Raw genomic sequence first — 11,882 nt, forward strand, 5'->3', positions numbered from 1 at the left:
AAGCTCAAATGTAATAAGCATTTTGATAATATGAAGAATGAAATAGCATTAAAGGAAATTGATTAGTTTAAGTGGTTATAAGATAAATATTAGAGATGAAAACCTATAAAAAAGGAGCAAACCAATCATCATATTTTTAAATCTTTTATGGAGAAAGCAATTCTCAAATTATTAGATTTGTGATTAAAGCTTTTGCATTTAAGATGGATAAAAAATCAGCTGAAGAGAAAATAAAGGAATTAAGCGATAAGCTTCATTATTATAATTATAAATACTATCAGGAAAGTGTATCTGAAATATCAGATTATGAATTTGATATGATGCTCAATGAGCTAATAAAGCTTGAAGAACAATTTCCTGATTTAAAGACCGATGATTCACCAAGCCAGAGAGTAGGAGGGGATATAACCAAAAATTTTGAAACGGTAGAACATAAAATCCCTATGCTTTCTTTAGGAAATACATATTCTAAGGTGGAACTTGATGATTTTGATGGAAGGGTAAAAAAAGGATTAGGTCATGAAGAGTATGAGTATTTCTGTGAACTTAAATTTGATGGAGTAGCGATAAGTCTTCATTATGAAAATGGCAAGTTGGTGCGTGGAGTTACCCGGGGGGACGGATCAAAAGGAGATGATATTACCAATAATGCTCGTACGATTAGAACTATTCCACTAAAAGTAAGAGGGGAAAAATATCCTGAATATTTTGAAGCTAGAGGAGAGGTTTTTCTACCTAGAGAAAGTTTCAATGAGATCAATAAAGAAAGAGAAGAAAATGGGGAAGCCTTATTAGCAAACCCACGAAATGCGGCATCAGGCACTCTTAAAATGCAAGATTCTGCTGTTGTAGCAAAAAGGAAACTGGATTGCTATCTCTATTCTTATGCAGGTGAAGATTTGCCAATTGAATCACATGAGGAAGGAATAAAACAACTCGAAAAATTTGGCTTTAATGTTTCCCAAACCTATAAAAAGTGCAAAAATATTAATGAAGTTTTCGATTTCATTAATAAATGGGAAGAAAAAAGACATACTCTCAATGTTGATACAGATGGAATTGTAATCAAAATAAATAGCATTGCTCAACAAGAAGAATTGGGCTTTACTGCAAAAAGTCCAAGATGGGCAATTGCTTATAAATACAAAGCAGAGAGTGCTACAACAATTCTTAAAGAAATAAGCTACCAGGTAGGTAGAACTGGAGCTGTAACGCCAGTGGCTAACTTAGAGCCAGTTTTATTAGCTGGTACCACAGTAAAAAGAGCTTCTTTACACAATGCAAACGAAATTGCTCGTCTTGATTTAAGAGTTGGGGATACCGTTCATGTAGAAAAAGGTGGAGAGATTATACCTAAAATCACTGGGGTTGACCTTAGCAAGCGAGATTTAGGTAGCCAAGAAGTAGATTATATCAGAACTTGCCCTGAGTGTGGTTCTGAATTGGTAAGAGCTGAAGGAGAAGCAGTACATTATTGTCCTAATAAAAAAGGATGTCCTCCTCAAATAAAAGGATCAATTGAGCATTATATTCAAAGAAAAGCTGCTGATATTGATTCAATGGGAGAGCGAACCATCCATTTATTATATGAAAAGGGATTGGTGAGAAACATTGCGGATTTATATGATTTGACTTATGATCAAGTTTTTGAATTAGAGGGCTTTAAAGATTTAAGCACTCAAAATCTTTTAAAAGGTATTGAAGCTTCTAAAAATATTCCATTCGAAAATATACTTTTTGGGTTAGGTATCAGGTTTGTAGGTAAAACGGTTGCCGAAAAATTAGCTTATCACTTCAAGAATATTAATAATTTAGCTAAAGCTAATTTTGAGGAATTAATTGAAGTTCCTGAAATAGGAGAGAGAATTGCTCAAAGTGTGGTGGAATATTTTAAAGATACAGATAATATTGAATTGATTGAAAGGCTTAAGAATGCAGGTTTACAATTTGAAGTTCAGGAAGTAGAGGTTGAGCAAAAAGGTAGTGCATTAGAAGGGAAATCTTTAGTGGTATCGGGTGTTTTTGAACATTACGGAAGAGATGAAATAAAAGAAGTCATAAAGCAATATGGTGGGAAGGTAGTTTCGGCTATCTCAGGAAAAGTAGATATATTAGTGGCTGGAGAAAATATGGGGCCTTCTAAGAAGCAAAAAGCGGACAAGTTAGGCGTTCAGATTATTTCGGAAGAAGAATTCCGAAGCCTGATCAAAGAAAACTAAAAACGTGATTAAACATAAAATTCTTTCATACAAGATAAAAAGAGGTCAAAAGAAAAGTAAATTTTTACACCAAGCTTATCCTTATAATAAGCTTAAGAAAGTAGGTGTTATTTTTTCTTTTGATGATTTGAAAAAGCATGAAGCAGTTAAAAAATTCATTAAGGTATTAGAAAATGATGGTATTGAAGTCAAAACTTTAGCTTATAAACCTAAGGACACCCAGAATTTTGAATTTTATTTTGATTTCTTTGAAGATAAAGACATTGGCTTTTTCGGTAGCATTCAAAATCCTTATTTTCAAAGTTTCTTAGATCAAAAGCTTGAATATCTGTTTTGTTTAGATGATTCCTTAAACTTGTTCATGCAGTATTTGTTAGTACACACTAAATCGGATACCCGAATTGGTGCTTTTCAGCCAACAGAAGATGAAGCCGCTTTTTTTGAATTAATGATTAAGCCAAAATCAACTGGAGATACAAAAGTTTTAACAGAAGAAATAATTCATTATGTCAGAAAGATTTCAGGAAATAACTAAAAAATTCACAGGTGTGGGGCCAGCCTTAATTACCCCATTTAAAGAAGATTTAACGGTAGATCGAGAAGCTTTAGAAAAGCTCTTAATTCATACAGCGAAAGGTGCTGATTATTTTGTAGTTCAGGGTACAACTGGTGAATCAGCAACTACTACCTTAAAAGAAAAGCAAGAAATTTTAGCATTTGTAAAAACGCATAATCCTAAGAATTTACCAATAGTTTTTGGAGCAGGAGGTAATAATACTGAAGCAGTTATTGACCTAATAGGTCAAATGGATTTGTCAGGTGTTGATGCAATTCTATCTGCTTCTCCTCACTATAATAAACCTTCACAAGAAGGAATATATCAGCATTTTGTAAAGATTGCAGATGCTTCACCCGTTCCAGTTATCTTGTATAATGTACCTGGAAGAACGGCATCAAATATGACTGCTGAAACTACTCTAAGATTAGCTCAGCATGAAAACATTATTGGAATTAAAGAAGCTTCTGGTGATTTAGGTCAGTGCATGAAAATAATGGCTAATAAGCCTGAAGAGTTTTTACTTATTTCAGGAGATGATCTATTAACCAATGCAATGATTACTCTAGGTGCAGTGGGTGTGATTTCAGTACTAGCCAATCCTTTTCCAGAAGTATTTGCTGAAATGATTCAAAATGCATTGAAAGGTGATTTTGCTAAATCTAATGAAAACTTATTTAAGCTTTTGCCAATCAATCCTTTAATGTATGAAGAAAGCAACCCTATAGGAGCGAAAGAGGCTTTAAAATTACAAGGGGTTTGTGACAATTATGTGCGTATGCCATTATTACCCGCATCTGATAATCTATCCAATAGGATAAAAGAGATGATTAAGCAATACGAATTGAAATAATTTAGAAATTTTAATGTTAAGCCTGATAGTAATCCTATCAGGCTTTTTTTATTTAGCTGTAATCGTAAATTCGACTCTTCTGTTTTCGGCTCTACCAGTTTCAGTATCATTAGAGCTTATGGGTTGTGTTTCTCCCAATCCTTTTGCTGTCATTCTATCTTGAGCAATATCTTGCTCCAATAAATATTGCATTACAGATTGAGCTCTTCCCTCACTTAATTGAAGATTATATTCATCACTTCCTTTATTGTCAGTATGACCAATAATTTCAATTTTTATTCCAGGGTTTTGTTTCATTAAATCAGTTAATCTATCTAACTCCGGAAAAGAGCTTTCTTTCAATGTAGTTTTGTCAAAATTGAAGTAAATATTATCGATGATTACAGTTTTACCGACTTCTATAGGAGCCATCTCAAGTGTTGTGCTGTATTCTAAGAAATCTTGATTATCGCTAATATTAAGTTCGCTTTCCAGGTTTAGATAATTGACCTTTTTCCCTCTTATAATTAAATCTCCTGCGCTTGGGATTTTGACTTGAAAGGTTCCATCGGCATTGCTGGAAATTTCATTTATTATTGAATCCTCCATTTCAAAACTTAATTCAGCTATTAGCGGTTCTTTTGTTTTTTCATCTAACACTACACCTGAAACTATATAAGGTCTAATAGTGCGAACCATCTCATAATCTTTTCTCACCTCAAATTCATAAGTACCTTCAGGAACTTCTACACTAAATTTTTCAATTATATTATCATAATCATCTGAAAGCACTTTGATTTCATATTTCCCAGCTCCATTTAGCTCCATACCATATCCTCCATTTTTAAAGGCAGTTCTGGCAGAATCTTTAAAATTATCTTTTAAGACGTAAACTCTTGCGTTTACAGGATTAAGTGTCTTTGAATCTGTTATAAAACCGCTTAATCTGACTTTGGCTTTTACTGGAGTTAGTAGAAAATCTTTTTGAATCACAGTATCGCTCATTATTTCAGACAAGTCTAAAGATTCATCTAATTGCTCATATCCAATTTTAGCGGCAATAAATGAAAATGGCTTATTATTATATGTTGTAAAGGAATATTTACCATCTGATTTCACTTCTACATTAATGGGTTTAGATTCCTCTGCCTGTGCTGTAAGATAAAGTGACAATGGTTTTTGAGTTTCTTTATCTAATATTTTCCCTTTAACCGTTATTTTAGCTTTGGGTACTAATCCATAAATATTCATATTACTACCATCAGCACTTACATAGGTTCTTGTGGTAAAAGCATTATTTCCAGTAGCATCCACTGAAAAGTAAGAATCAAAACCGTCTGTATTAATTGGAGGTCCAATATTTTCAGGTTCGCTCCATTTTAACCAGCTATCATCTAATCTTCGAACTCTCCAAACATCTACATCTCCAATTGAGCCTTCTCTATTACTGGCATAATACATAACCTTATCATCTTCGGTTAAATAGGGGCCAAATTCATCTTTATAAGTACTTAGAGATTTTATCATGATAGGTCTTGAATAAGTCCCGTCACTTTTTCTTTTACTTATGTATAAGTCACTGTAATTTTTCCCTGATCGTTCATTCATGTAAATAACAATTGCACTTCTATCTTGGCTAATTACAGCACCCGAAAAACGGCCATTACTCATTTCCTCATATCCCTCAATTGGTAATTCTTCCGGATTATTCCATCCTTTATCATCTCTAGTTACGATTGAAAAACCTTTTTCCTTTCTTCGATTCCCACCTCTTATAAATAAAGTATTTCCATCATCTAAAATGGTAAGAACCTGATTGAATTGCCTTTTATTAAAAGGGGAATCCATATGAACTGCCTTTCCCCAAGTCCCGTCAGGTTTCTTATCTGAATACCATATGTCTTGAGAATTTTCTCGTCCGCCATTATTCTCAGGATGATTAGATATACTGAAATATAGACGCTGATTATCAGGTGTTACTAGTGGAGCACTTTCATGATATCGAGAGTTTACCTCATCATTGAGCTCCACTAACTGATATAATATCTCCTCATTTTGACTAAAGGAAAGGAATGGTATAGATAAAAAGAGTAGTACTAGCTTTTTCATTTTTATTAATTTGAAGTAAAGATTGACAAAAAGAAGAAAAATAGCTATTCATCGAATATTAAACTGTATTCATCTGTAATATTTTGAAAGAAATTAAGGATTAATTATTTGAATTAGCTGTGCTTCATGAATCCTCAAAGGAGTATAATTTCTTGATCCTTGCTCTGATAGCCCCTTTGGTTCTGCCAAAATGATTTGCCAAATCTTTAGTACTCAATCCTTCTTCAAACATAAATTTTAATTCCCGATCCAATTCGTCAGTCCAAGGTGTGTAGGCAGATTTATGCGTTTTTCTAATCTCGACCATATCAAAAGCCTTTTCTTCAAAACTATTTAATTTCAAATCTTTAATTGAAGTATTTTCTTTTTCATCTTTACGTCTCAGTAGTATGATTTGGCCATTTTTCGTCCAGTTTTCAGGGAGTAAATCTTCTTCTATATAGAGTTTGTTTTGGGTTCTGGTAATCGCAACATATAGCAAATTGATTTCTTCATTTAGCTTTTGTTTGATCAGCTCAGGAAAATCTTTTTGTTGTACCAATTTCCTTAATTTCTCTTCCGTTAAAAAATCATTGACTAGCTGAACAGCGTCATATTCCATTCCTTTGCACCTGTGCACGGTGGAGAAAATGATGTGTGCTTTATCACGATCTTCATTTTCAAGATGTTTTTCCTTCAGTTGCTTGATGTATTTTGGAATTTCATTTCCATATTCCTTAACTAATTCCACCATCATGCCCAACTGCATATCTTCTGTTTTTTCTATATATTCTTCCAAATCCTCTAGTCCCTTCATTTTTTTAATTAAAGGATCTCTGATGAATTTCCTTTTACCCTCATAGAGATTCAATACATCATATAATGAGGTGCCGTCATCAGCATAGGTGTAGGAATTGATATTGCCTTCGAAATAAATGTCGGCCAAATTTTCCTTTTCGGATATGTAGTCGATGGCCTTGGTCAACAGTCCTAGGTTGGTGCGAGCTATAACTGCTTTTTGTTGTCCTTGTGATGGATTGCCCTTTCCTTTTATTTGAAATTTTAGAGTTGTTTGCAGGAGTTTTTTCCTTTCTACTATTGCTTGTGCCAAATGAGCTATTTTTTCATTAAATCGAAAACTGATAGAAAGCTCATAAGGCTTAAAATCGACCATTTCTAAAGAATTAACAGCATAGCGCCAGGAATAGATTTGTTGATGAGTGTCGCCTACAATCACTTTAATTGCCCTTTGTTTTAAGAATACATCAAGCATGGCTGGGGAGGCATCTTGCCCCTCGTCAAAGAGTATGTAATCATAATCCAACAGAGGGTTTTGAAGTTGAAATTTCTTAAGGTAGAAGTCATGGGTGATTGGTATTTCTCCCTTATTCATTTTAGCTAAGAACTCTCTAGTTTTCTTTTTGATGTATGAATAATTTCCTTTCACAAAAGCTAATGCTTTTTTATCTGAAATTGTATCTTCATAATTTAGTTCTTCCACTTTTGAAGCGCTACTATTGCAAAAGTATGCGGTGAATTTGCTAATGTGATTGGCAATAATCATTTCAGCCAATGGCTCACTTTTGATTTGAATGTTCAGAATATCTGCGATTTCATGATTTTTATATCCATTACTATTGATCTCAAAATTTTTACCAATAACAACATGCTTAAAGGCCAATGAATGCGCAGTTTGTACATCCACATTATAAAGCTTTTTTGATTTAAATCTTTTAGCTGCTTCAAGCTTCACTGATTTATTAAAAGCTAAATAAAGGATTCTACTATTTTTGGGTCTGCTTTCAGCATATGCAATTAGGGTAGTGGTTTTTCCTGAACCGGCCACCGCATTGATTTTTATATTGCTATTTGATTGGATGATGGAGGATTGTTCTTTGGATAATCTCATTGGTTGATAGTTTTGTAGCTGAAGCTACTTTTCAGAGGTACCCTTTAGATTAATAATCTAATGAGTTATTGTTCTTAAAATTATCAAAAATAAACTAATCTCCAAAAACTTCAATATGATGAAAATCGAAGGTTCACAGTATAATAAACAGAGGAGCCATGGTGCGATTACTCATCAATTTCTTCCTTATTTTCTTTATAATAAGCCTTTGCCTCTTCTTTACTTTTCTTAATCCCGATACTACTAACTGCACCACTTAGAAGAGCTTTTGCCCAAAGGTTAAAAATCGATCTACTTTTTATTCGTTCGAAGAAAATATTACCTTCTTGCAATTTAAACCATCTTGGATTTCTTGTACTTACTATAAAGCTATTTGCAAAAATTGTCTTTAAGTTATTCCCGAAACCTTTCGATTGATAAGTCTGTCGATCCAGAATATCAATTTTAAGGTTGTTATATCTAAATTCCATTTTTCCTTCAGCATAATCATCATTTCCCTTGAAATTTATATTAACTTCTTCATTGTAGCCTGATCTAACTTCAATTGCCCCTAATGGAATTAACATATCATTTAAAGCAGTTAGATTAAGATTCCCTATATTACCAATGAAATGGAAATCACTCTTAGTGGAAGGTATAGGGAAATCAACTTTTGTATTAAAATTAGCTTTATTATTTAGTTTGCCTTTAGCTGTAAGATGCATAACCTCATTACTATTGAAATGATGAGTCCTCATATTATATATATGACCACTATCAATGAAAATACTCATAGTTCCTATTCCGCTTGCATCCTTTGGTACTATATGGATTTTAATATCAGAATTAACAAAAACGGTATCTACCTTAAAAGCGAATTGTAATTCAGATAATATTTTTTGAGGCATAGGAACTCTTCTATCTCTATTATGAGGTACGTTCAGATCTCTAAAAACAATGAAGTCACCATTTATTACTGACAGTTTATCGACCATATATTTTTGATCTTTCAAGATACTGTCAATTTTTACTTTATTAAGTTTTAGTTGATCGATATCGAGTTTAAACCAGTCGTTTTGATATTCAATATGCTGGCTATAATCAAATCTGGAATATTTTGATCTTAGTTTTATATTGTTTGCTTCAAAATTCGACTCTGGATATTTAAAAGAATAATCATTAGCGGTTACGGTATAATGAGAAAAGTTTTCTTTATAATTTTTACCCATGAATATAAAGGAGTTTATATATTTATGTATTTGGCTTGTATGGATTATAGAATCCGTTTTTATACCATTAATAAATAAGTCCGCTTTTCTCACATAGTAATTTCGCTCTTTCTTTTTATCATAAATTTTAACGTTGATATTTCTGGTGTTCGATTTTTTTATGTTTACAGATTCGAAGGGTAGTTTTATTTCTGTAGGTAAAGAGTTTTTAGCTTCTCCATCAATTTCAATTTTTAAATCGGTTCGTCCGCTACTAATCTCATCAATCTTGATTTGATTTTCTTCCAAAAGATTATAAAAATCAGCTCCTTTTAGAATGATATTATTGAAAGTTAGTTGAGTGTTTTTATTTTCTTCTATGTATTCGATCCCATCTATATTTCCTTCTTCATTAAAGCTTTCATAATAGAAGTTATTTACGATCAGGCTATCCTTTTTAGGACTTAAAAAGTAGAGTTTGTCGTTATCAAAAGTGAAATTCTCAGCATTAAATAGATTTGCATTCTGCTTTTTGAGGAGGGTAAAATTCGTAAGTGTAATAACGGATTTCTGAGTTTTAATTAAATGAATTTTCTCATCATTTTGAATATTAATATCAGTTTTATCTATACCAAAAAGGATATTTTTAAAAGCAACATTAAAATTTGCGGAATCAAGATTTTTAGACTTTAACTTATTTAGTTCTTTAATATAGTGAAGGTTTAGATTACTTATTTCTCCAATTAAACTATCCGCTTCCAATAATTTGCTTTTAAATAAACCTTGCTTATTAATATTTGATAACCTTATTGAAGGAATATCCAATTTGAATTTGAGGTTTTTAAAAAATTGATTGGGCTCAATTTCTACATTCTTTATATCAAGACTATTACTATGCTTAGCTAAACTGATATTTTGAGCACTTAATTGGTGGTATAATTGTTTGTTATTGAATTTTGTATTTAAAAATTGAGCCTCAATAATTTCAATATCATTCAGGTAATTCAATTCTAAATTGAAATTTTGAACACTTAGGTCATTACCAGATTGCCTATATTTTAACTTTGAGTCACTTAATGAGACATTAATGGGTTTTTCTGAGAATTTCCAGTTAGTTGCTGATTTGTCTTTTTTATTGGGAATACTTTCAGGATTTAATCTAATATCAACTTTATCAAGTTTAATGCTATCAATTTGTACAATTCCATAATTTATAATGCTATCCAATTGAATGCCTGAAAGTTCAATTAAACCTGAATTGACTTTATTATCTTCATTTTGATAAATAAGGTCTAATTCATCTAGTTTAATATTATGCAGATTTTTACTAGAGGCGAAGTTTTTAATTAATAATGAATTGCCTTCGAAATCATAATTAAGCAACTTACCACCAATACGAGTATTATTTGAGATCTGATGCCAAGAGTTTAATGTAGAATCAATTTTTAAAGATTCAGAATTTAAATTGATTTGTTCTCCTGTTAAAAAGTTGCCGACTCCTAGGTTTGAATTAACAATAGAAAAATCATCAATATTGATGTACTTAAAGTATTGACCTAATATTCCATACAAACCATTTGCTGTGATGACAGCTTTTTTTTCATCACTATTTCTAAAGTATGGAGGGGTAATATTGATGGTTCCATTAATTAATTTTAGAAAATCTAAATCAATAATTTCATTTTCATAAATCTGGTTTTGAGCCACTCCTTTCATTTCTAAAGAGGGTAAATTTAAATTAAATTGAGTTAATGTGCTGTCATCTAAATTTCTAGAGGGTTTAATTCGAAGGTTTTTGACATTCAAAGTTGAATCCAAGGTCCTGAACTTAAGCTTTTCGAATTTTATTTCATGTAGATTATCTGGTAATAAATAATCGTAATCGTTTATTTCAATTTCAGCATCCTTAAAATAATTTAAAATATTTTGAATGTCTCGCTGAGTAGAATCAAGAGAGATATCAAATAACTCAATGCTTATATTATTTGATAAAAAGCTTTGTTTGTTATCTCCTTTAAGTGTTAAGTCTAGACCTCCTCTTTGAATTCTTAAATCATTAATCTTTATTAAATCGAAAAGTGCAAGCAATGAAGCTCCAATACTATTTTGAGCCTGGGGAGTACTGTCTTTTTTTGATTTTAAAACAGATTTTATTTTGATATTCGGTTGAGGAATATTAACCTGGTCAACGATTAAAAAATTATCTTCATAAGCTTTTAGATAATTAATTCCGCGTAATTCAAGTGTTGGGATTTCGATATCATAAATATTTTGATTTTGGTCTTGAAATACTTCTTTTGGGTTTATTTTATCTCGAGCATTAATTCTAAAATTATTGAAATAAAGTATTGAATCTCTTGTGGATAATTCAAAGCCATCAAAACTTAATTGATGAATACTATCCGGTAATAGAATCGATTGCTGATTGACCCCTAAGTTGATGGCTTCTGAGTAGAATATCTTTTTCCTTTTCTGTTTTTTTTTGTCCGCTACTACAAAGTTTTCAACAGCAAAATCAATTGATTTCAATCTGAATTTGCTAGGAGAGTGGTCGATCGTCCCACTTTTAACCTTCAAATAGTTGATTTGCAATAGATTCAAGTATTGGGAAATTACATCATATAGTTCTCCTGTTTCGCGTCCAAATTTCAACGGTTGTTTTTCAGGATTAATTTTGGTCATATAAACCAATGGATTAATGACTTCTATGCCATCCACCACTAATTCTTTATCCGTATAAATCCGAAAAACAGATTCTAATGAAATACTGACTTCATCTACTACTGCTTCATATAAATTTTTAGCATTAATTGTATCCTCTCTATTCTCTGGTGTAGCATAGAGTTCTAAATTTCTAATCGTAACTGTTTTAAGGAAAATATTGAGGTCAATTTCCTCAAATTCTAATTGATATAAGCCTTTGCTTTCTTTTTTAACCAGCTCTTTTAAATACTCACCTGAAATTTTATTTCCTTGTTTCCTAAGGTAATTATTTGCAATAATTCCCACTGCTATGGTAATAGCTATAATTAGAAGTGCACGGTATAGTTTTTTTCTTTTCGGGTTCATATTAAACTGAAAGTTTAATATA

At 31.7% G+C, this 11,882-nt stretch carries 6 protein-coding genes; 3 read left to right on the forward strand and 3 right to left on the reverse strand.

What is annotated here, in order from left to right; translation table 11 throughout:
* Nucleotides 1–203: 203 nt before the first annotated feature.
* From ligA to dapA, 3 genes are read left to right on the forward strand one after another with little or no spacing between them, the layout of a single operon-like run.
* The gene (gene ligA, locus QYS48_RS13525; RefSeq protein ID WP_308358437.1) at nucleotides 204–2,219 is read left to right on the forward strand and encodes an NAD-dependent DNA ligase LigA; all 2,016 of its coding nucleotides are present in this window, start codon (nucleotides 204–206) and stop codon (nucleotides 2,217–2,219) included.
* A gap of 4 nt (nucleotides 2,220–2,223) precedes the next feature.
* On the forward strand, nucleotides 2,224–2,754 hold the full coding sequence (locus QYS48_RS13530) for a hypothetical protein (protein WP_302101202.1): 531 nt from the start codon (nucleotides 2,224–2,226) through the stop codon (nucleotides 2,752–2,754).
* Nucleotides 2,726–3,628 carry a 4-hydroxy-tetrahydrodipicolinate synthase gene (gene dapA / locus QYS48_RS13535; RefSeq protein WP_308356375.1) on the forward strand — a complete coding sequence of 301 codons (903 nt, stop codon included), beginning with the start codon at nucleotides 2,726–2,728 and terminating at the stop codon, nucleotides 3,626–3,628. The genes QYS48_RS13530 and dapA overlap by 29 nt, the downstream gene beginning before the upstream one ends.
* A 48-nt stretch (nucleotides 3,629–3,676) precedes the next feature.
* Here dapA and QYS48_RS13540 read toward each other — a convergent pair whose 3' ends face one another.
* From QYS48_RS13540 to QYS48_RS13550, 3 genes are all read right to left on the reverse strand, one after another.
* The gene (locus QYS48_RS13540; protein WP_308356376.1) at nucleotides 3,677–5,716 is read right to left on the reverse strand and encodes an OmpA family protein; all 2,040 of its coding nucleotides are present in this window, start codon (nucleotides 5,714–5,716) and stop codon (nucleotides 3,677–3,679) included.
* A gap of 124 nt (nucleotides 5,717–5,840) precedes the next feature.
* Nucleotides 5,841–7,604, reverse strand: a complete 1,764-nt coding sequence (locus QYS48_RS13545) for a UvrD-helicase domain-containing protein (RefSeq protein WP_308356377.1) — start codon at nucleotides 7,602–7,604, stop codon at nucleotides 5,841–5,843.
* A 167-nt stretch (nucleotides 7,605–7,771) separates the two neighbouring features.
* Nucleotides 7,772–11,860, reverse strand: coding sequence for a hypothetical protein (locus tag QYS48_RS13550; RefSeq protein WP_308356378.1), 4,089 nt, complete (start codon nucleotides 11,858–11,860; stop codon nucleotides 7,772–7,774).
* Nucleotides 11,861–11,882: the final 22 nt, after the last annotated feature.

It is taken from the genome of Marivirga arenosa (assembly GCF_030503895.2).
Lineage (GTDB): Bacteria > Bacteroidota > Bacteroidia > Cytophagales > Cyclobacteriaceae > Marivirga > Marivirga arenosa.